A 19,972-nucleotide genomic window follows, 5' to 3' on the forward strand; every position below is an offset into this window, starting at 1 on the left:
GCAGGTCAGTCCGGCTCCCTGAGACGATAGCCGACTCCGGTCTCGGTGGTGATATAGTGCGGCTGGTCGGGGCTCTGCTCGATCTTCTGTCTGAGCTGCCTGATGTAGACGCGCAGATATTGCACATCGGCCGCCGGCCCCCATACCTGCTTCAAAAGGAACTGATGTGTCAGCACCTTGCCGGCATGCTGGGCGAGCACGCGCAGGATGTCATATTCCTTCGGCGACAATTTTATTTCCTCGCTGTCGACCTTGACAATGCGCTTGACGAGGTCGACCGACAGCCCGCCGGTCTGGAAGATCGCCTTTTCGCCCTGCTGCTGCAGGCGATGGCGCAGCGCCACGCGGATGCGGGCGCCAAGTTCGTTGATGCCGAAGGGCTTGGTGACGTAATCGTCGGCGCCGCTTTCCAGCGCCTTGACGATGCCGGCCTCGTCGGTGCGGCTGGAGAGGATGACGACGGGTATGGACAGGCCTTCATCGCGCCACTCCTGAAGCAAGTCATGGCCCGGCGTGTCGGGCAGGCCGAGATCGAGCACGATGAGATCGGGCTTGTCGTCGGCGACCAACCGGCGGGCGCTGACGGCATTCGGCGCCTCCTGCACCTCGTAGCCCTGCGCGGTCAGGCCGACGCGAAGCAGCTTGCGGATCGGGGGCTCGTCGTCGACGACGAGGATCTTGACGGCTGAACCGGTCATCTGAGTTCGTCCAGTTTCGGTATGTCGTTGGGCTTCGGCAGGTGAATGGCGAAGACGGCGCCCCGGCGGCCCTTTCGGTTGGCGGCGGTGATCGTGCCGCCCATCGCCTCGATGAAACCGCGGCAGATGGAAAGGCCGAGGCCGGTGCCGGCGCGCACCTGATCGCCCTTGCGGACACGATAGAAGGTGTCGAAGACGCGGGTGAGATCGGCGGGTGGAATGCCCGGACCTTCGTCCGAGACCTGCAGGACGACATTGTCGGCATCGGCCCAGCCCTCGATATGGACCACCGATCCCTCGGGCGCATATTTCGCGGCATTGTCGAGCAGGTTGAAGATCACCTGCTCGAACAGGACAGGATCGACGCGCACCATCGGCAGGTTGGCGGGAATGCTCGTCTCGGTCTTGTGGCGCTCGAGCATCTTTGCGGCGCGACGCAGCGCGCTGCCGACGATATCGCCGGCATAATGCAACGCAAAATTCGGCTCCATCGCACCGGATTCGATCTTGGTCATGTCGAGCAGGTTGGCGATGAAGCGGTTGAGGCGCTCGGATTCGTCAACGACGGTCGAGAGCAGGTCGCTGCGATCCTCCTCCGGCATCGAAGCAAAATAGTCGCGCAGCGTGCCGGCGGCGCCGAGGATGGCCGCCAGCGGTGTTTTCAGGTCATGCGAAATCGAGGTGAGCAGGGCCGACCGCAACCGGTCGGCTTCGGCCGCGAGCCTTGCCCGGTCGACATCGGCGACGAGCTGGACGCGTTCGATCGCAAGGGCCGCCTGATCGGCCAGCGCGTCGAGCAGGCGCTGCTGCTCCGGCGTCAGCAGCGGCCCGTCGCGACGGTCGCTGTCGAGGCCGATGACGCCGACGGCGGTGCGCCCGGTTCTGAGCGGCACATAGAGCCGCTTGGCGCCGGGCAGGGTATCGGCGCCGCGGCCGGCGGCGTGATTGTGCTCCCAGGCCCAGCGGGCGGCTGCGATATCGGCATCGTCCAGCGTGTCGTCGGGGGGATAACCGGCCTTGACGGCGATGCTGCCTTCTTCGGGCAGCAGCAGCACGACGCGGACCTTCAGCATCGAGGCGAGCTGGAAGGCGGTCGCCCAGAGCACGTCATCGAGCGTGCCGGTGCCGGCGAGCTTTTTCGAGAAGAGATAGAGATCTTCCGTCGTGCGCGCCCGCTGCCGGGCGGCCGCCGCCTGGCGCTGCACCGTCGCGGTCAGATTGCTGGCGATGATGGCGACGCCCAGGAAGAAGAAGAAGGCAAGCACGCTTTCCGGATCGCTGATCGTCAGCGTGTAGCGCGGCGGCAGGAAGAAGAAGTTGAAGGACAGCGCGCCGAGAATACAGCTGTAGAGCGCCGGCCGTAACCCATGCAGGACGGCGGAGGTCAGCACCGCCATTAGGAAGACGAGGGCGAGGTTGCGCACGTCGAGCACCTGATCGAGCACGATGCTGACGCCAAGCGCGATGGCGACATAGACGGTCGCCAGCAGATAGGCTCTGAAATCGAATTGGGGGGGTGTGACCGCCGCCCGGACGCCGCGCGCGGTGGTGCCGTCCTTCTCGTTGCCTGAAATGACATGGACGCTGATCTCGCCGGTCTTGCGGATCAGTTCGTCAGTGATCGAACGGCTCCACCAGTCACGCCACGTCGCCGCCTTGGGGGCGCCGATGACGATGTGGGTGACGTTGTTGGCGGTGGCGTGGCGGACGAGCTCTTCGGCGACCTCGCGGCCGGGTATGGTGATCGCCTCGCCGCCGAGCTGTTCGGCAAGACGCAGCGTTGCGGCAACGGTATCGCGCTCGGCTTCGGTCAGATTGACCGAACGGTTGGTCTCGACATAGACGGCGGCCCAGGGCGCGCGCAGGCGCGAGGCCATACGGGCTGCATATCGCACCAGCGAGGCGGAGCGCGGATGATGGTCAATCGAGACGAGGACACGTTCGCCCGCCGCCCAGGGGCCGGAGATCGCGTGAGCCTGCATATGGGTGAGCAACTGATCGTCGACGCGCTGCGCGGTTTTGCGCAGCGCAAGTTCTCTCAGCGCCGTCAGGTTGCCCGGGGTGAAATAGTTGGTCAGCGCCCGCTCGGCGGTGCGGGGTACATAGACTTTGCCGTCATGCAGGCGCTTGATCAGATCGTCCGGCGTCAGATCGATGATCTCGACGTCGTCGGCAAGGTCGATGATCGAATCCGGCACCGTCTCGCGCACGCGGATGCGGGTGATCTGCGAGACGACGTCGTTCAGGCTCTCGACATGCTGAATGTTGAGCGTCGTATAGACGTCGATGCCGCGATCGAGCAATTCCTTGACGTCGAGGTAGCGCTTCGGGTGCCGGCTGCCCTCGGCATTGGTATGGGCGAGTTCATCGACCAGCACGAGATCGGGCCTGCGGGCGAGGATGCCGTCGAGGTCCATTTCCTCGAGCGGACGGCCCTTATAGTCGATCTTGACGCGAGAAATGATCTCGAAACCGGCGAGCAGCGCCTCGGTCTCCTTGCGGCCGTGAGTCTCGACAACGCCGATGACGACGTCGAGGCCGTCGGCGATCTTGGCACGGCCGGAGACCAGCATTTCGTAAGTCTTGCCGACACCTGGGGCGGCGCCCAGAAAGATCTTCAGACGGCCGCGCATCTCCGCCCGGGCTTTTTCGAGCAGCGCATCGGGCGAGGGCCTGCCGGCCTGGTCGCGGTTGTCGTCTGGCATGCGTGTGGTCTTTCTGCGAATGGCTGTACTTGAGATCGGCGAGACCAGCCCCTCATCCGGCTGCCGCCACCTTCTCCCCGTAAACGGGGCGAAGGGGACATGCCGCCGAGCTCTCACCTGGCACGTCCCCTCTCCCCGTCAGAATGGGGAGAGGGTTAGGGTGAGGGGCTGCCGTTGGCGCCAACCTTCACTCAGTCATAGAAGCATCAAGGCTCTGGTTCAACGCCAGAACATTGACGGTGGGTTCGCCGAGAATGCCGAGCTCGCGGTCGTGGACGGCGCCGGCGACCAGCGCCTTGACCTTGGCTTCATCCATGCCACGCGCCTTGGCGACGCGCGCCACCTGGAAGTAGGCGGCCTCGGGCGAAATATCGGGATCGAGGCCGCTGCCGGACGCGGTGACGAGGTCGGCCGGCACCTCGGCGTTCGGGTTTGCCGCCTTGGCGCTTTCGTAGTCGCCCTTCACGCGGTCGATCAGTTTCCGGCTGGTCGGGCCGAGGTTCGAGCCGCCGGAGGCGGCGGCGTTGTAGCCATCGCCGGCGGCCGACGGACGGCCGTGGAAATACTTGTCGCCGGTGAAGGCCTGGCCGATCAGCCTCGAGCCGATCACCTGACCATTCTTCTCGATCAGGCTGCCATTCGCCTGGGTTGGGAAGAGCGCCTGGGCGGCACCCGTCATCGCGAGCGGATAAAGCAGGCCCGTGATGGCCGTGGTGGCAACGATCATAACGACGGCCGGGCGAAATTCTCTAAACATTGTTCTTAGCTCCTGGAGATGTCAGGCGAGACCGAGGGCCGCGACGGCCATGTCGATCGCCTTGATGCCGACGAAGGGAACGACGATGCCGCCGAGGCCGTAGATCAGCAGGTTGCGCGACAGAAGCGCACCGGCGCCGATCGGCCGGTAACGGACACCCTTCAGCGACAGCGGGATCAGCGCGATGATAATGAGCGCGTTGAAGATGATCGCCGAGAGGATGGCACTCTGCGGCGTCGACAGCCCCATGATGTTGAGGATGCCGAGCTGCGGGTAGAAGGTCAGGAACATCGCCGGGATGATGGCAAAGTACTTGGCGATGTCGTTGGCGATCGAGAAGGTCGTCAGCGCGCCGCGTGTCATCAGGAGCTGCTTGCCGATCTCGACGATCTCGATGAGCTTCGTTGGATCGCTGTCGAGATCGACCATGTTGCCGGCCTCGCGGGCGGCGACCGTGCCGGTGTTCATGGCGACGCCGACATCGGCCTGGGCGAGTGCGGGCGCGTCATTGGTGCCGTCGCCGCACATGGCGACGAGCTTGCCCTTGGCCTGTTCCTCGCGCATCAGCGCCAGCTTCATCTCCGGCGTCGCCTGGGCGAGGAAGTCGTCGACACCGGCTTCTGCGGCGATGGCCGCCGCCGTCAGCGGGTTGTCGCCCGTGATCATCACCGTGCGGATGCCCATGCGGCGCAGTTCCGTGAAGCGTTCGCGGATGCCGCCCTTGACGATGTCCTTCAGCTGGACGATGCCGAGCAACCTGCTGTCGCGGGCGACGGCGAGCGGCGTTCCGCCCGATTTGGCGACCTCATCTGATATCGACTGCAGCTCGCGCATAACCTCGTTGCCGTTCTTCGAGGGGGCGTCGCCGTTGACATAGGCGAGCACGGTATCGACCGCACCTTTGCGGATCGAGGCACCTTCGAGATCGACGCCGCTCATGCGGGTCTGCGCGGTGAAAGGCACGAAGCTGGCCTTGAGGCTCGCCATGTCGCGGCCGCGGATCGCATATTTCTCCTTGGCGAGCACGACGATCGAACGGCCTTCCGGAGTTTCGTCGGCAAGCGAGGCGAGCTGGGCGGCATCGGCGAGCTCCTGCTCGGAAACGCCGCGAACCGGGCGGAAGGCCGTCGCCTGACGGTTGCCGAGCGTGATCGTGCCTGTTTTGTCGAGCAGCAGCGTGTCGACGTCGCCGGCCGCTTCGACGGCGCGGCCGGACATGGCAAGCACGTTGAAGCGGACGAGGCGGTCCATGCCGGCAATGCCGATCGCCGACAAGAGCGCGCCGATCGTTGTCGGGATCAGGGTGACGAAGAGGGCGACGAGCACGATGATCGGGATCGAGCCGCCGGCATAGATGGCAAAGCTCGGGATCGTCGCAGTGGCGAGCACGAAGATCAGCGTCATGCCGGCGAGCAGGATGTTGAGCGCAATCTCGTTCGGCGTCTTCTGGCGCTGCGCGCCTTCGACCAGCGAGATCATCCGGTCGAGGAAGGTGGAGCCGGCCGCCGCGGTGATGCGCACGCGGATCCAGTCGGAGAGCACCTGGGTGCCGCCTGTCACCGCCGAGCGGTCGCCGCCGGATTCGCGGATGACAGGAGCGGATTCGCCTGTGATCGCCGCTTCGTTGACGGAGGCGACACCTTCGATGACTTCGCCGTCCGAGGGGATGATGTCGCCGGCTTCGACCAGCACGATATCGCCGACCTTGAGGCTGGTGCCGGGCACCATGCGGTAGTCGCTGCTATTGTTGGCGGTCAGCAGCTTGGCCTGGGTTTCGGTGCGCGCCTTGCGCAGCGAATCCGCCTGCGCCTTGCCGCGGCCTTCGGCGACGGCCTCGGCGAAATTGGCAAAGAGCACGGTGAACCAGAGCCAGAGATTGATCTGGAACGAGAAGCCGAGATTGCCGTTGCCCGCCACGAGGTCGCGCAGGAAGAGGACGGTGGTCAGCACCGAAACCGTGGCCACGACGAACATGACCGGATTTCTGGCAAGGGCGTGTGGATCGAGCTTCCGGAAGGCGGCACCGACGGCGGGAACGAGGATGCGAGAATCGATGATGCTCGCGGATTTTGCCTGGCTCATAAGAGACTCCAGCTTTGAAACGAGGACGGCGAAGGAACCCTGGGATGCGGATTACGGCATCGCCTCAGAAGGTCTGGCCGGCGATCGTGACCAGGTGTTCGACAATCGGACCGAGGGCCAGCGCCGGGAAGAAGGTCAGGCCGCCGACGATCAGGATCGTGCCGATCAGCAGGGCGACGAAGAGCGGGCCGTCGGTCGGGAAGGTGCCAGCCGAGGCCGGAACCGTTTTCTTGGCGATCAGCGAGCCGGCGATTGCAAGGGCCGGAATGATGACCAGGAACCGGCCGGCGAGCATACCGATGCCGAGCGTCACATTGTACCAGGGGGTATTGCCCGTCAGGCCGCCGAAGGCCGAGCCATTATTGGCTGCAGCCGAGGTATAGGCATAGAGGATCTCGGAGAAGCCATGCGGACCGGCGGTGCCGACCGAAGCGACGGCGGAAGGCAGCACGCTTGCGATTGCGGTGAAAACCAGCATGGCGAGCGGCAGGCAGAGGATGGCAAGAATGGCCATCTTCATTTCCTTCGCCTCAATCTTCTTGCCGAGATATTCCGGCGTCCGGCCGACCATCAGGCCGGCGACGAAGACGGCGACGATGATGAACAGCAGGATGCCGTAGAAGCCGGCACCCACACCGCCGACAATGATTTCGCCGAACTGCATGTTGATCAGCGGGATCAGGCCGCCGAGAGCGGTGAACGAACCATGCATGGCGTTGACCGCGCCGCAGGAAGCGGCGGTGGTGATGACGGCGAAGAGCGAGGACAGGGCGACGCCGAAGCGGACTTCTTTCCCCTCCATATTGCCGCCGGTGAGGCCGAAGGCATGCATCAGCGGATTGCCGGCCGCTTCCGCCCAATAGGTGATGCCGACGCCGACGACGAACAGCGCGCCCATCGCGGCCAGAATTGCCCAGCCCTGGCGCTGATTGCCGACCATGCGGCCGAAGACGTTGGTGAGACCCGCACCGATCGCGAAGATCGAGACCATCTGGAGGAGATTGGAGATCGCATCGGGATTTTCGAACGGATGGGCGGAATTGGTGTTGAAGAAACCGCCGCCATTGGTGCCGAGCATCTTGATCGCGAGCTGCGAGGCGACCGGGCCGACCGCAATCGTCTGCCTGGCGCCTTCGAGCGTCGTCGCATCGACATAGGGGCCGAGCGTCTGCGGCACGCCGAGATAAACGAAGACGAGCGTCAGCACGATGCAGATCGGCAGCAGGATGTAGAGCGTGCCGCGGATCATATCGACCCAGAAATTGCCGATCGCCTTGCCGGACGCCCGTGCGAAGGCGCGGATGAAGGCGACTGCGATGGCCATGCCGGTTGCGGCGGAAAGGAAATTCTGCACCGTCAGGCCGGCCATCTGCGTGAGATAGGACATGGTGCTTTCGCCGCCGTAGTTCTGCCAGTTGGTGTTTGTGGGAAAACTGACGGCGGTGTTGAAGGAAAGCTCCGGCGGAACGGCAGCCATGCCGGCCGGATTGTAGGGCAGAAAGCCCTGCAGGCGCATCAGCGCGTAGAGGAGGAGGACGCCGAGAAGGTTGAACATCAGCATCGCGAAGGCATAGGAGGTCCAATGCTGCTCCTCGCCTTCGCCGGTGCCGGCCATGCGGTAAAGTCCGCGTTCGATCGGAACGAGGACGGGCGAGAGGAATGTTCGTTCGCCGTTATAGACGCGCGTCATGTAGCCGCCGAGCGGTTTGACGAGCAAAAGGACGATCCCGCAATAGAGCAGGATCTGAAGCCATCCGTTGAGGGTCATGGAGCTAAAACTTTCAATACCCGGCTGGTTCCCGGTCGCGCAGGCGCGGCTTCGGAATCGTCGGTTTTTTCAGAAGCGTTCTGGGCGCAAGAGAGCATAGGTGAGGTAAACGGTGAGAAACACGGTTACGGCGCCGCTCAGGAGATAATCGAGGGTCATCGTCGTTTCTCCTTAGAGCCTGTCGCAGGCTCCGACATAGGCAAAGCACAGCGCGAAGAATAGGATCGCGGTGCCGAGCAGAATGGTATCCATCATGATCGTGACTCCTGTTGTTCTTGTTGGAGTCAGACAAGACAAAGGGCCGCCGCCGTTGGCGACTGCCTTTCATGCTTTCTGGCGTGGAGATAATCTTTGGATCTCTCGGGCACCAATATGGAGCCGGAGCGCATAAAGGTTCGAGACGGCCGAAACGGCATCAATATAAAAATCTTATAAATGCTTTCAGGCGGCTACAGCGGAAACGAGAACCTGGCGCGATCTTGAAATTCAAGGATCGACCCGGAACTGGTAGCGGCCTTCGGCGCTGCGGCCGTCCATCGAGAGGACGTGCCAGTCGAGGGTATAGAGGCCGGGCGCCATTGCGGGATCGAGCGGGATCTTGAATATGGATCCTTCGGGGCCGGAGAGGAACGGCTTGCCCAGGGGAAGCGCCCTGCCTTTAGCATCGAGCAAGATGGCGGTCGAGCGGGCAAGATCGACGGGACCGCTGAAGGTAAGCTCGACATTGGCCGGTACGAGCTCCTCTTCCTGCTGCTGCGGGGGCAGCGACGCTTGTTCCAGGGCAGCAGTGGCCTGGTTGGCAGCGAAGAGAAGGGATGCGAACAGGCAGAATGACACGACCGGCTTCATGATGGCCTTCCTGTATTGCCGAGCCACTGGCGCCGGAAGCCATCACGCTTCCGCCACGCCATGCGGGCTGCAGCTATTAACGCTGCCGGAGGCGATTTCGATCCCAAGTCCGCAGAATGACGCGCATTGGCTGCCCCGGGTTGTCCCTCTGAAGGGCGGTGTTCCAATCGGCCACCAATCGGCGCCAGAACTTTCGGAACCGTCGGAAGATCCTCGAGGAAAGCCCTTTCCCGCGGATATTGTCATTATCATGCTTCATCTCTTTTGCCGCCTCCCACAGTGTCGTGGCTGATGATGAAGACTGTACTCTCCGGTGCTCTCTTCCGGAATCATACGGAGGTTTATCAGCGGTTATCTTTCGGGCTACGCATATGAGCATTTCGTCACGTGATGAGCAAAAGCTTACGAAGACGGTTGAATTGAAGCGCCTTACGGTCTTATAGTCGGCTCAACGGCACCCTCTGAATCGCCGGGCCATAGGGAAGGAAACCGAGAATGACCAAAGTCCGTGCGCTGGTGCTGGAGCGCCAGCATGAGCTTGCGTTGCGCGATATCGATCTGCCGCTGGAGACAGGGCCGGGGCAGGTGAAGATCAAGATTCATACCGTCGGCGTCTGCGGTTCGGACGTTCATTATTACACCCACGGCAAGATCGGCCCCTTCGTCGTCAACGCGCCGATGGTGCTCGGCCACGAGGCGGCCGGCACGGTGATCGAGGTGGGGGCCGGTGTCACACATCTGCAAGTCGGCGACCGCGTCTGCATGGAGCCGGGCATCCCCGATCCGAACTCCAAGGCGAGCCGGCTCGGTATGTACAATATCGACCCTGCCGTCAGCTTCTGGGCGACGCCCCCAATCCATGGCGTGCTGACGCCCGAGGTGGTGCATCCGGCCAATTATACGTTCAAGCTGCCCGACAATGTCAGTTTCGCCGAAGGAGCGATGGTCGAGCCCTTCGCGGTCGGCATGCAGGCGGCCGCCAAGGCGAAGATCACGCCCGGCGATACCGCTATCGTGCTCGGCGCCGGGCCGATCGGCACGATGGTGGCGATTGCCGCCCTTGCCGGCGGCTGCGCCCGCGCGATTGTCGCCGATCTCGCCCAGCCGAAGCTCGACATCGCCGCGCAATATCAGGGCGTCATCCCGGTCAATATCCGCGAGAAGAACCTGATCGAAGAGGTCGGCCGGCTGACCGACGGCTGGGGTGCGGATGTGGTCTTCGAATGCTCCGGGTCGCCCAAGGCCTGGGAGACGATCATGGCGCTGCCGCGCCCGGGCGGCGTCATCGTTGCGGTCGGCCTGCCTGTGAACCCGATCGGCTTCGACGTCTCGACGGCATCCACCAAGGAAATCCGCATCGAAACCGTGTTCCGCTATGCCCACCAGTATGAGCGTTCGATTGCCCTCTTGGCATCAGGCCGTGTCGACCTGAAGCCGCTGATATCGGAGACGTTCACGTTCGGCGATTCGATCAAGGCGTTCGACCGCGCTGTCGAGGCCCGGCCGAGCGACGTGAAGCTGCAGATCGTGATGGAATAGGCGCCGCAGCGCTTTTACGGATGCCTGCCGCTTGGTTTCATCCGAAAGAGTAGAGCAGCGGCTGCGACGACAGCGGCGGCTGCAACAGCGATCAACAGATGGCGGTGAAGGGGAAGGTGGCCCAGCGTCTGCTGGATGCCGTGGCCGAACAGATAACCGAGCGCGGTGAAAAGCTGCCCCCACACCAGCGCGGCTACCGCATTCAGGACGACGAATTTGCCGGTCGCTATCCGCGTCGTGCCGATGACGATCGGGCTGATCGTCCGCAAGCCGACGAGAAAACGGAACGCCAGGATGAAGCCGGTTTGATATTTCTCCAGCAGCCGGGTCGCGCGGGCAAGCGCGGGTCTTTCCATCAGCCGTCGGACGGGAGCCCATTGCCCGGCATAGCGGCCGGCGAAGAACCAGAACTGATCGCCGGCGAAGGAGCCTGCGACGGCCGCGAGCGACGCTGACCAATAGGAGAGCAGTTCGCGATGGGCAATCACGCCGCCGAGGAAGGCGGCCGTCTCGCCTTCGAAAGCTGCACCGAGGAAAATCGCCAGCAGGCCGTAGTTTTCGATCAGCGCTTCGATAGACATGCCCGCCTCCAGCTCTTCCCGAGGTCAGGTCACGGCTAAACCGGCTTCAAATCCCCAAGCAGCGTCGGAATCAGCTCCGACACCGTCGGGTGGATCGGCACCGACCATTTCAGCGCGGAATAGGTGGTTCCCGCATTCATCGCATCGATCAGGCCATGGATCACCTCGTCGCCTTCGATGCCAAGGATCGCCGCGCCTAGGATCTCCTTGGTCTCGGCATCGGCGATCACCTTCATGAAGCCCTTGGTCTCGCCGCGTTCAGTGGCCCGGCCGACGCGGCTCATCGGCCGGATCGAGACCATGATCCTGCGGCCGGAGGCACGCGCCTGCTTCTCCGTCATGCCGACGCGGCCGAGCGGCGGGTCGATGTAGAGCGCATAGGCCGGGATGCGGCTCGAGACCTTGCGGTCGTCGCCGTCGAGCAGGTTGGCGGCGGCGATCTCGAAATCATTGTAGGAGGTATGGGTGAAGGCGCCGCGGCCGTTGCAGTCGCCGAGCGCGAAGATGCCCTCGACATTGGTGGCAAGCTTGTCGTCGACGGTGATATAGCCGCGCTTGTCGGTTGCCACGCCGGCGGCCTCGAGACCGAGGTCGTCGGTATTCGGTTTGCGGCCGGTGGCGATCAGCACATGGCTTGCTTCGATCTTCGCCGTGCCGGCAGTGACGCTCACTTCGCTGCCGTTTCGGGCAAAGGCGATTTCGCCGGCGTCGGTGTGGACTGCAATGCCTTCGGCCCGCAGTATATCGGCGATCGCGTCCGATATATCCTCGTCCTCACGTGAAGCGAGCTTCGGGCCGTGCTCGATGACGCTGACTTCGGCGCCGAAGCGGCGATACATCTGCGCGAATTCCAGCCCGATATAGCTGCCGCCTATCACCGCCAGGTGCCGCGGCAGGGTGTCGAGATGAATGATGGAGGTGCTGGTGAGGTAAGCGATATCGTCGATGCCTGGCAGTTCGGGGATGACGGGCCGCGCCCCGACATTGAGAAAAATGCGCGGCGCCGTCAGCGTCTCGCCATTCACGCGGACGGCCTTCGCAGCCTCGAAACGGGCATGACCGTAGATCACGCTCATGCCGTCCATGCTGTCAAACCAGCCGATCAGGCCATTGCGGGCGTTCATCGTCACCGTTTCCGCCCGGGCTCTCACCACCTTCATGTCGATGGCGATTTCGCCGGGGATATTGACCCCGTAGGCGGCGCCGCTTCTTGCGACATGGGCGGCGCGGGCGCTGGCGACGAGAGTCTTGGTCGGCATGCAGCCGGCATTGACGCAGGTGCCGCCGAGGAACTTGCGCTCGACGAGCGCCACCTTCATGCCGTTTTCGACCATGCGGGCGGCGAGGAACGGGCCGGCCTGGCCGGCGCCGATAACGATGGCGTCGAAGCTCTTCATGACACGGCTCCTACGATCAATAGGGCGCCGACAACGGCAACGGCATCCTCGACAAGGGCGGCCGGCAGATCCTTGCCGAAGGCGGCGGCAAGCCTGGCGCGCAGCGCGGCGCCGCCATAGGTGCCGATGACGGCGCCGATCACGCCGGCGATCAGCCCGCCGAAAAGCAGGCTGCTCGCCGCGCCGATCGTGGCGCCGGCAAGTGCTCCCGTGACGATGCGGGCGGCGAACTGCACCGGCACCTTGCGCGACGGCGTCGACGGCAGCTGGTCGGTGACGAGTTCAACGACGGCGAGAAGGGTGAAGATCCACGGCGTCCATCGGTAGCCCATAAAGGCAAGCGGCGTCTGCGACACGTCGAACCAGCCGAGCGCCGCACCCCAGGCGACGGCAGCCGGCGCGGTCATGGCGCGGAGGCCCGAGATGACACCGATCAGCAATGCAAGAAGCAGAAACATGCGCGATCCCCATCATTGCCGGCCTTATGCCGCAGCCAGGGAAGGTCGCACATTGTCAAGCGCGTGGCAATTCGCCAGGTCTGGCCGGGCTCTGCAACTCAATTTGCAAAGGCGGCGATGCCGGTGATTGCCCGGCCGATGATCAGTGCGTGGATGTCGTGCGTGCCTTCATAGGTGTTGACCACTTCGAGGTTGACGAGATGGCGGGCGATGCCGAATTCGTCGGAGATGCCGTTGCCGCCGAGCATGTCGCGGGAAGCGCGCGCGATCTCAAGCGCCTTGCCGCAGCTGTTGCGCTTGAGAATCGAGGTCAGCTCCACCGGTGGATGGCCTTCCTCCTTCATTCGGCCGAGCCGCAGGCAGCCCTGAAGGCCGAGCGCGATCTCCGCCGCCATATCGGCGAGCTTCTTTTGAATCAGCTGGTTGGCGGCGAGCGGCCGGCCGAACTGCTTGCGCTCCAGCGTATATTGCCGGGCTCTCGCATAACAATCTTCAGCCGCACCAAGTGCGCCCCAGGCAATGCCGAAGCGGGCCGAGTTGAGACAGGTGAACGGCCCTTTGAGGCCGGTGACGCCGGGCAGCAGGTTTTCCTCGGGCACGAAGACCGCGTCCATTACCACTTCGCCTGTGATCGAGGCGCGCAAGCCCACTTTGCCGTGGATGGCAGGCGCCGAAAGCCCCTTCCAGCCCTTTTCGAGGATGAAGCCGCGGATGAGCCCATCCTCGGTCTTTGCCCAGACGACGAAGACATCGGCAATCGGCGCATTCGAGATCCAGGTCTTCGAGCCGGTGAGGCTGTAGCCGCCGTCGACCTTCCTGGCGCGCGTCGCCATCGAGCCGGGGTCGGAGCCATGATCGGGCTCGGTGAGGCCGAAGCAGCCGATCCATTCGCCGGTCGCCAGCTTCGGCAGGTATTTCAGCTTCTGCGCCTGCGACCCGAAGGTTTCGATCGGCACCATGACAAGCGAGGACTGCACGCTCATCATCGAGCGGTAACCGCTGTCGATCCGTTCGACCTCGCGAGCGATCAGCCCGTAGGCGACATAACCGAGGCCGGCGCCGCCATAATCGGGCGAAATCGTCGGGCCGAGCAGGCCGAGTTCGCCCATTTCGCGGAAGATGGCGGGATCGGTCTTTTCATTGCGAAAGGCGTCGAGTACACGGGGAGCAAGCTTTTGCTGCGCATAGGCATGGGCGGTATCCTGCACCATGCGCTCCTCGTTGGTCAGCTGCTCCACCAGGCGGAATGGATCGGACCAGTCGAAAACTTCGCGCGTATGCTGCATGGCAGCGTCTCCTCATTCAGGCTTGCCTCGCTCAAGGTCGCATAGACCCGCCAGCCGAGCGCGTCAACAACAAGGCGGCCCTATCGAAAAGACAGGGGCGGCCATCTTTTCAAACGGTACGCCATGATCCACTTTGCCCCCGTTCGATTCTGGAATGAGGAGGCGGAAATGTCGTCAAGCGATCTGTTCATATCGGCCGAAGGCGCCGAATGGGTCAATCCGGAACCCGGCGTCACCAGGCGCATCATGACCTATCTGCCCGAGATGATGATGGTAGAGGTGGCGTTTGAAAGCGGCGCCGTGGGCGCTGCCCATTCGCATCCGCACATCCAGGCAAGCTACGTCGCCGAAGGCAGCTTCGAGGTAACGATCGATGGCCGCACCGAAGTGTTGCGGCAGGGCGGCAGCTTCATCGTGCCGCCCAATCTCGTCCATGGCGTCAAGGCACTGGAAAAGGGCCGGCTGATCGATAGCTTCACGCCGCACCGGGCCGAGTTTCTCAAGTAATCAGCTTTCGGCTTCCGACCGGCGCGGGGAACTGGCGGCGATGATATAGGGCGGCACGAAGCGCGCATCTTCACCGCGAACGGCCTCGCGCAGGAAGTCGATGACGGCGCGCACGCGCGGCGCCTGTTTGAGGTCGCGATGGCAGGTGATCCAGTAGTGGCGCTTGAGGTCGATCTCCTCGGGCAGCACACGCACGAGCTCGGGATAACGGCTGGCGAAGAAATAGGGCAGGATGCAGAGGCCGAGGCCGTTTCGGGTGGCGGTGAGCTGCGCGAAGATGCTGGAGCTCTGGAACTGCGGCTTGATGCGCGGATGCACATCGCTGAGATAATCCAGGCCCGGCGCGAAAATCATCTCCTCGATGTAGCTGACGAAGGGATGCTCAAGCAGATCTTCGCGGCAGGTGATCGCAGGCGCCTTTGACAGGTAGTCGCGAGAGCCGTAGATCTGCAGATGATAGTCGGTCAGCTTCTCCGCGAAATAAGGTCCTCCCTTCGGCTCGTCGAGCACAACGGAAATGTCGGCCTCCTTGCGCGACAGCGACATGATCTGCTGGATCGTCACCAGTTCGAGCGAGAGATTCGGATGCCGGGCCGCGAACCGCGGCAGCACGGGAGCGAAAAAGAAATTGGCAAAACCCTCCGGCGCGCTGAGGCGCACCAGGCCGCGCTGCGCCATCGAACCGTCGGCGAGATCGGCGCGCAGCCGCTCGGTCTCCTGCTCCATCCGCTCGGCCGTCTCCACGAAGCGCGTGCCCATGGCGGTCAGCACGTAGCCGCGCGGATTGCGCTCGAACAGCTTGACCTTCAGGGCAAATTCCAGCCGGTCGATTCGGCGCGAGACGGTGGCATGGCTGGAGCGCAGCTGGCGGGCCGCCGTCGAAAGCTGGCCCGTGCGGGCGACGGCGAGAAAAAACTGCAGATCGTCCCAGGTAAACTGCGGTGGATTGCTCATCGCCATTGCCTTCATCAACAACCCCGCAACGAATATCATGATTGGAGATTTAAACAATTCTTTGTTTTTACTTACCTTTTGTTCCCACACGGATGGGCGGTCTGCGGCTGATTAATCCGGGGAGTACCGGAAGGCGCCCGCAATAAATGCGTTGATGCCCCGCGACAGCGCTTTCGGCCTCCATGCAGGAATGCTACACGGCAGCGTTGTGCTTTTTGAGGTAATTATGGATGAAAAAATTGGTTCGCCTGCTGCTGACGGTCGCTCTCGCATTCGTCGTGGTCATCGGTTTTCGTTGGTATCGCTACATCTCCAACACCGACAGTCCCTATGATGAAGTCGGCATCACGCTCAACACGGCCATGCCAGGCCCGATCAATGCCTGGGGCTGTGCAAAATTGAAGGAAACCTTTAGCGGCGCCTTGCCTCCCCATGGCTGCGCTGCCGACAACGGGACGCAGTGGAAGTAACAGCAGCCTGAACGTGCCGAAATGCGCGTGTGAGACGGACGGACAAAGGAGGATTGTTCGTTCGTCTAACAGCGCATGCCTGCACAACCGCAGAAACTGCCCTAGTTCTAGCGCTGAGCGCTGACTCCTGGCGCTTCCTGAGGTTGGGATGGAAATTGTGCAGCTCTCTTTCTGTGCAAAAATGAACAGATACTGTTTGGAATTAGTTGTAAACCACCCGTTGCTTCAGGCAAGAATTTCCATGATCGTAGGACGAGGGGCGGTCGTTCTGAGGAGTGCGACCGGCCAAATCTGAACAGACCCGCAATCTGGCTCATCTCTGGGAGGAGAGAATATGCGTAAGAATCTCATTGCATCAGTTGCATTTCTGCTTGCGAGCAGCACTGCCGTGCTCGCGCAGAGCGCGACCGACGGCAAGGTCAAGATCGGCATCCTGAACGACCAGTCGGGCGTTTATGCCGACTTCGGCGGCAAGTCTTCCGTTGAAGCCGCCAAAATGGCGGTCGAGGATTTCGGCGGCAAAGCGCTGGGTGTGCCGGTCGAGATCGTCGATGCCGACCACCAGAACAAGCCCGATATCGCCTCCAACATCGCCCGGCAATGGTACGACACCGAGCAGGTGGATGCGATCATGGAATTGACGACCTCCTCCGTAGCGCTCGCCGTGCAGGCGATCGCCAAGGAGAAGAAGAAGATCGACATCGTCACCGGTGCTGCGACGACGGATCTCACCGGCAAGGCCTGCTCGCCTTATGGCTTCCATTGGGCCTACGACACGCACGCTCTCGCTGTCGGCACTGGCGGCGCGCTCGTCAAGCAGGGCGGCGACAGCTGGTTCTTCCTGACCGCCGACTATGCCTTCGGTTATTCGCTGGAGCAGCAGACCAGTGAATATGTCAAGGCGAGCGGCGGGACAGTCGTCGGCACCGTCCGCCATCCGCTGTCGACCCAGGACTTCTCCTCCTTCCTGCTGCAGGCGCAATCGTCCGGCGCCAAGGTGATCGGCCTTGCCAATGCCGGCCTCGATACCTCGAACGCCATCAAGCAGGCGGCCGAATTCGGCATTACCCAGGGCGGCCAGCATCTGGCGGCGCTGCTCTTCACGCTCGCCGAAGTGCACGGCCTCGGCCTCGAGGCGGCACAAGGCCTGACGCTGACCGAGGGCTATTATTGGAACCGCGACGACGAAAGCCGCGCTTTCGCCAAGAAGTTCTTCGCCCGCACCGGTAAGATGCCGAACATGATCCACACCGGCACCTATTCGGCGGTGACGCAATATCTGAAGGCGGTGCAGAAGGCCGGCACCGACGAGACGGAGGCTGTCGCCAAAGAGCTGCATGAAATGCCCGTCGACGACGTCTTCGGCCGCGGCGGCACCGTCGGCGTCAACGGCCGCATGATCCACGACATGTACCTGCTGCAGGTCAAGAAGCCGGCCGAAAGCAAGGAGCCGTGGGATTACTTCAACGTGCTCGCCACCATTCCCGGCAAGGACGCCTATATCGATCCCGCCAAGAGCGGCTGCGATCTGGTGAAGTAAGCGCAATGGCGGTTTCCGCGATTGAAACGCAGGACAAGCCGCGGGTGGTGCTCTCCGCCCGCGGTCTGCGCCGCGACTTCGGCGGCTTCACGGCCGTCAAGGATGTCGATCTCGACGTCCATGACGCGAGCGTCCATGCGCTGATCGGCCCGAACGGCGCCGGCAAGACCACGGTCTTCAACCTGCTGACGAAGTTCCTGCAGCCGACGGCGGGCAGCATCACGCTGATGGGCACGGATATCACCTACACGCCGCCCGACAAGGTGGCGCGCATGGGGCTGGTGCGCTCCTTCCAGATCTCGGCGGTTTTTCCGCATCTCTCCGTTCTCGACAATGTGAGGGTGGCGCTGCAGCGGCCGAACAATCTTTCCACCCAATTCTGGCGGTCGCTGTCGGCGCTCGACCGGCTGAACGAACGCGCCGAGCAGCTGCTTGCCAGCGTCGGCCTTTCCAAGGAACGCGATCATATCGCCGCCGATCTTTCCTATGGCCGCAAGCGGGTGCTGGAGATCGCCACGACGCTGGCCCTCGATCCGAAGGTATTGCTGCTCGACGAGCCGATGGCCGGCATGGGGCTGGAGGATGTCGGCGTCGTCTCGGCGATCATCCGCGACGTCGCCCGCGACCGGGCGGTGCTGATGGTCGAACACAATCTCTCCGTCGTCGCCAATATTTGCCAGCACGTCACCGTTTTGCAGCGCGGCGAGATCCTTGCCGAGGGCGACTATGCCACCGTCAGCCAGGACGAGCGCGTGCGCGTCGCCTATATGGGCACGGAGGAGCATTGATGGCCGCTCTGCTCGAAGTCCAGGGCCTCAACGCCTGGTATGGCGAAAGCCACATATTGCACGGCGTCGACATGCATGTCGGTGAAGGTGAGACGATCACCATTCTCGGCCGCAACGGCGTCGGCAAGACGACGACGCTACGCACCATCACCGGCATCGTGCGCGCCCGCAGGGGCAGGATCAGCTTTGCCGGCAGCGACATGATGCAGGTGCCGCTGCACAAGACGGCGCACCGCGGCATCGGCTTCGTGCCGGAGGAGCGCGGGATCTTTTCGACGCTCACCGTCTCGGAGAACCTGCTGCTGCCGCCTGTCGTGGCGAAGGGCGGCATGACGCTCGACGAAATCTACGAGCTCTTTCCCAATCTCTATGAGCGCCGCGGCAGCCCGGGCACCAAACTCTCCGGTGGCGAGCAGCAGATGCTGGCGATCGCCCGGATTCTCCGCACCGGTGTGCGGCTGCTCATTCTCGACGAACCGACGGAGGGGCTTGCTCCCGTCATCGTCCAGCGCATCGGCGAGGTACTGAAGAAGCTCAAGGAGCGCGGCATGACAATCCTGCTCGTCGAGCAGAATTTCCGCTTCGCCAGCCGTATTGCCGATCGCTTCTATCTGATGGATCATGGGCAGATGGTGTCGGAATTCCCGGTCGGCGAACTGCCGCAGCGCATGGATACGCTGCACAAGGTTCTGGGAGTGTGACCAGATGACGATGATCTTCGGCATTCCCCTGCAGGCGCTGCTCGGCCAACTGCTGATCGGCCTGATCAACGGCTCGTTCTATGCGCTGCTGAGCCTCGGCCTCGCCATCATTTTCGGCCTGCTCCGGGTGATTAACTTCGCCCACGGCGCCCAATATATGCTCGGCGCCTTCGTCGCCTATCTGCTGTTGACCTATGCCGGCATCGGCTACTGGCCGTCGCTGATCCTGGCGCCTGTTATCGTCGGGGTTGCCGGCGCCGTCATCGAGCGGCTGTTCCTGCGCCGGCTCTACGATCTCGATCCGCTTTATGGCCTGCTCTTCACCTTCGGGCTGGCGCTCGCCGTCGAGGGCACCTTCCGCTATCTTTACGGCTCGTCCGGCCAGCCCTATGCGACGCCGGCGGCGCTTGCCGGCGGGGCCAATCTCGGTTTCATGTTCCTGCCGATCTATCGCGGCTGGGTTGTAGTCGTCTCGCTCGTCGTCTGTCTCGGCACATGGCTACTGATCGAGAAGACCAAACTCGGGGCCTATCTCAGGGCTGCGACCGAAAACGCCGTGCTGGTGCAGGTCTTCGGCGTCAACGTGCCGGTACTGCTGACGCTCACCTACGCGCTCGGCGCCGGCCTTGCCGCCTTTGCTGGCGTGCTGGCGGCGCCGATCTACCAGGTTTCGCCGCTGATGGGCTCGAACATGATCATCGTCGTCTTCGCCGTGGTCGTGGTCGGCGGTATGGGGTCGATCATGGGCGCGATCATCACCGGCTATGTGCTCGGCATCGCCGAGGGCCTGACCAAGGTCTTCTATCCCGAGGCTTCCAACATCGTGATCTTCGTCATCATGGCGATCGTGCTCCTCATCAGGCCCGCGGGCCTCTTCGGCCGGGATGCTTGA

The 19,972-nt window shown here is 63.1% G+C and carries 19 protein-coding genes; 7 read left to right on the forward strand and 12 right to left on the reverse strand.

All coding sequences use genetic code 11. The features are described from left to right. Positions 1-5 precede the first annotated feature (5 nt). The 7 genes from Tal182_RS28040 to Tal182_RS28075 all read right to left on the reverse strand — a co-directional run bounded on the left by Tal182_RS28040 (position 6) and on the right by Tal182_RS28075 (position 8,859). On the reverse strand, positions 6-698 hold the full coding sequence (locus Tal182_RS28040; RefSeq protein ID WP_064808457.1) for a response regulator transcription factor: 693 nt from the start codon (positions 696-698) through the stop codon (positions 6-8). After that, the gene (locus Tal182_RS28045) at positions 695-3,403 is read right to left on the reverse strand and encodes a sensor histidine kinase KdpD (protein ID WP_085861599.1); all 2,709 of its coding nucleotides are present in this window, start codon (positions 3,401-3,403) and stop codon (positions 695-697) included. Before Tal182_RS28045 ends, Tal182_RS28040 begins: the two co-directional genes overlap by 4 nt. A 187-nt stretch (positions 3,404-3,590) precedes the next feature. Further along, a complete protein-coding gene (kdpC, locus tag Tal182_RS28050) occupies positions 3,591-4,160 on the reverse strand; it encodes a potassium-transporting ATPase subunit KdpC (RefSeq protein ID WP_085861600.1) in 570 nt (189 codons plus the stop codon). Positions 4,161-4,181: 21 nt separating this feature from the next. Then, positions 4,182-6,242, reverse strand: coding sequence for a potassium-transporting ATPase subunit KdpB (kdpB, locus tag Tal182_RS28055; protein ID WP_085861601.1), 2,061 nt, complete (start codon positions 6,240-6,242; stop codon positions 4,182-4,184). Between the two features lie 64 nt (positions 6,243-6,306). Next, entirely contained in the window at positions 6,307-8,010 is a 1,704-nt protein-coding gene (kdpA, locus tag Tal182_RS28060) for a potassium-transporting ATPase subunit KdpA (RefSeq protein WP_085861602.1), read from the reverse strand. Between the two features lie 69 nt (positions 8,011-8,079). Further along, positions 8,080-8,169, reverse strand: a complete 90-nt coding sequence (kdpF, locus tag Tal182_RS28065; protein ID WP_085739897.1) for a K(+)-transporting ATPase subunit F — start codon at positions 8,167-8,169, stop codon at positions 8,080-8,082. 327 nt (positions 8,170-8,496) lie between these two features. Further along, positions 8,497-8,859, reverse strand: coding sequence for a copper resistance protein CopC (locus Tal182_RS28075; protein WP_064808466.1), 363 nt, complete (start codon positions 8,857-8,859; stop codon positions 8,497-8,499). A gap of 495 nt (positions 8,860-9,354) precedes the next feature. On the opposite strand from Tal182_RS28075, the gene Tal182_RS28085 reads away from it, so the two are divergent. Next, positions 9,355-10,398, forward strand: a complete 1,044-nt coding sequence (locus Tal182_RS28085; protein ID WP_085861604.1) for an NAD(P)-dependent alcohol dehydrogenase — start codon at positions 9,355-9,357, stop codon at positions 10,396-10,398. Positions 10,399-10,412: 14 nt separating this feature from the next. Here the strand turns inward: Tal182_RS28085 and Tal182_RS28090 are convergent, their stop codons facing one another. The 4 genes from Tal182_RS28090 to Tal182_RS28105 all read right to left on the reverse strand — a co-directional run bounded on the left by Tal182_RS28090 (position 10,413) and on the right by Tal182_RS28105 (position 14,120). Then, the gene (locus Tal182_RS28090) at positions 10,413-10,979 is read right to left on the reverse strand and encodes a DedA family protein (protein ID WP_085861605.1); all 567 of its coding nucleotides are present in this window, start codon (positions 10,977-10,979) and stop codon (positions 10,413-10,415) included. Positions 10,980-11,014: 35 nt separating this feature from the next. After that, entirely contained in the window at positions 11,015-12,376 is a 1,362-nt protein-coding gene (locus Tal182_RS28095; RefSeq protein ID WP_085861606.1) for an FAD-containing oxidoreductase, read from the reverse strand. Continuing rightward, on the reverse strand, positions 12,373-12,834 hold the full coding sequence (locus Tal182_RS28100) for a DUF4126 family protein (RefSeq protein ID WP_064808472.1): 462 nt from the start codon (positions 12,832-12,834) through the stop codon (positions 12,373-12,375). The genes Tal182_RS28095 and Tal182_RS28100 overlap by 4 nt, the downstream gene beginning before the upstream one ends. 98 nt (positions 12,835-12,932) lie before the next feature. Then, on the reverse strand, positions 12,933-14,120 hold the full coding sequence (locus tag Tal182_RS28105; RefSeq protein WP_064808474.1) for an acyl-CoA dehydrogenase: 1,188 nt from the start codon (positions 14,118-14,120) through the stop codon (positions 12,933-12,935). 168 nt (positions 14,121-14,288) lie between these two features. Here Tal182_RS28105 and Tal182_RS28110 point away from each other — a divergent pair, with 168 nt between their 5' ends. Continuing rightward, positions 14,289-14,627, forward strand: a complete 339-nt coding sequence (locus Tal182_RS28110) for a cupin domain-containing protein (protein ID WP_064808476.1) — start codon at positions 14,289-14,291, stop codon at positions 14,625-14,627. Here the strand turns inward: Tal182_RS28110 and Tal182_RS28115 are convergent, their stop codons facing one another. Beyond that, positions 14,628-15,581 (reverse strand): LysR family transcriptional regulator, encoded by a 954-nt coding sequence (locus Tal182_RS28115; RefSeq protein ID WP_085861757.1) that lies wholly within the window; start codon positions 15,579-15,581, stop codon positions 14,628-14,630. Between the two features lie 230 nt (positions 15,582-15,811). On the opposite strand from Tal182_RS28115, the gene Tal182_RS28120 reads away from it, so the two are divergent. From Tal182_RS28120 to Tal182_RS28140, 5 genes are all read left to right on the forward strand, one after another. Then, positions 15,812-16,051: a hypothetical protein gene (locus Tal182_RS28120; RefSeq protein WP_085861607.1), complete on the forward strand. Its 240-nt coding sequence runs from the start codon at positions 15,812-15,814 to the stop codon at positions 16,049-16,051. 334 nt (positions 16,052-16,385) lie between these two features. Then, positions 16,386-17,591 carry an ABC transporter substrate-binding protein gene (locus tag Tal182_RS28125; protein WP_085861608.1) on the forward strand — a complete coding sequence of 402 codons (1,206 nt, stop codon included), beginning with the start codon at positions 16,386-16,388 and terminating at the stop codon, positions 17,589-17,591. Between the two features lie 5 nt (positions 17,592-17,596). After that, positions 17,597-18,379 carry an ABC transporter ATP-binding protein gene (locus tag Tal182_RS28130; protein ID WP_085861609.1) on the forward strand — a complete coding sequence of 261 codons (783 nt, stop codon included), beginning with the start codon at positions 17,597-17,599 and terminating at the stop codon, positions 18,377-18,379. After that, the gene (locus Tal182_RS28135; protein ID WP_085861610.1) at positions 18,379-19,080 is read left to right on the forward strand and encodes an ABC transporter ATP-binding protein; all 702 of its coding nucleotides are present in this window, start codon (positions 18,379-18,381) and stop codon (positions 19,078-19,080) included. Before Tal182_RS28130 ends, Tal182_RS28135 begins: the two co-directional genes overlap by 1 nt. A 4-nt stretch (positions 19,081-19,084) precedes the next feature. Then, positions 19,085-19,972 (forward strand): branched-chain amino acid ABC transporter permease, encoded by an 888-nt coding sequence (locus tag Tal182_RS28140; protein ID WP_064808485.1) that lies wholly within the window; start codon positions 19,085-19,087, stop codon positions 19,970-19,972.

Source organism: Rhizobium sp. TAL182 (assembly GCF_002117725.1).
GTDB lineage: Bacteria > Pseudomonadota > Alphaproteobacteria > Rhizobiales > Rhizobiaceae > Rhizobium > Rhizobium esperanzae.

Excerpts from the sequence above, each read along its gene's own strand:
- Tal182_RS28040 (WP_064808457.1), bottom strand. The coding sequence starts at position 698 with ATGACCGGTTCAGCCGTCAAGATCCTCGTCGTCGACGACGAGCCCCCG.
- Tal182_RS28045 (WP_085861599.1), bottom strand. The coding sequence starts at position 3,403 with ATGCCAGACGACAACCGCGACCAGGCCGGCAGGCCCTCGCCCGATGCG.
- kdpC (WP_085861600.1), bottom strand. The coding sequence starts at position 4,160 with ATGTTTAGAGAATTTCGCCCGGCCGTCGTTATGATCGTTGCCACCACG.
- kdpB (WP_085861601.1), bottom strand. The coding sequence starts at position 6,242 with ATGAGCCAGGCAAAATCCGCGAGCATCATCGATTCTCGCATCCTCGTT.
- kdpA (WP_085861602.1), bottom strand. The coding sequence starts at position 8,010 with ATGACCCTCAACGGATGGCTTCAGATCCTGCTCTATTGCGGGATCGTC.
- kdpF (WP_085739897.1), bottom strand. The coding sequence starts at position 8,169 with ATGACCCTCGATTATCTCCTGAGCGGCGCCGTAACCGTGTTTCTCACC.
- Tal182_RS28075 (WP_064808466.1), bottom strand. The coding sequence starts at position 8,859 with ATGAAGCCGGTCGTGTCATTCTGCCTGTTCGCATCCCTTCTCTTCGCT.
- Tal182_RS28085 (WP_085861604.1), top strand. The coding sequence starts at position 9,355 with ATGACCAAAGTCCGTGCGCTGGTGCTGGAGCGCCAGCATGAGCTTGCG.
- Tal182_RS28090 (WP_085861605.1), bottom strand. The coding sequence starts at position 10,979 with ATGTCTATCGAAGCGCTGATCGAAAACTACGGCCTGCTGGCGATTTTC.
- Tal182_RS28095 (WP_085861606.1), bottom strand. The coding sequence starts at position 12,376 with ATGAAGAGCTTCGACGCCATCGTTATCGGCGCCGGCCAGGCCGGCCCG.
- Tal182_RS28100 (WP_064808472.1), bottom strand. The coding sequence starts at position 12,834 with ATGTTTCTGCTTCTTGCATTGCTGATCGGTGTCATCTCGGGCCTCCGC.
- Tal182_RS28105 (WP_064808474.1), bottom strand. The coding sequence starts at position 14,120 with ATGCAGCATACGCGCGAAGTTTTCGACTGGTCCGATCCATTCCGCCTG.
- Tal182_RS28110 (WP_064808476.1), top strand. The coding sequence starts at position 14,289 with ATGTCGTCAAGCGATCTGTTCATATCGGCCGAAGGCGCCGAATGGGTC.
- Tal182_RS28115 (WP_085861757.1), bottom strand. The coding sequence starts at position 15,581 with ATGAGCAATCCACCGCAGTTTACCTGGGACGATCTGCAGTTTTTTCTC.
- Tal182_RS28120 (WP_085861607.1), top strand. The coding sequence starts at position 15,812 with ATGAAAAAATTGGTTCGCCTGCTGCTGACGGTCGCTCTCGCATTCGTC.
- Tal182_RS28125 (WP_085861608.1), top strand. The coding sequence starts at position 16,386 with ATGCGTAAGAATCTCATTGCATCAGTTGCATTTCTGCTTGCGAGCAGC.
- Tal182_RS28130 (WP_085861609.1), top strand. The coding sequence starts at position 17,597 with ATGGCGGTTTCCGCGATTGAAACGCAGGACAAGCCGCGGGTGGTGCTC.
- Tal182_RS28135 (WP_085861610.1), top strand. The coding sequence starts at position 18,379 with ATGGCCGCTCTGCTCGAAGTCCAGGGCCTCAACGCCTGGTATGGCGAA.
- Tal182_RS28140 (WP_064808485.1), top strand. The coding sequence starts at position 19,085 with ATGACGATGATCTTCGGCATTCCCCTGCAGGCGCTGCTCGGCCAACTG.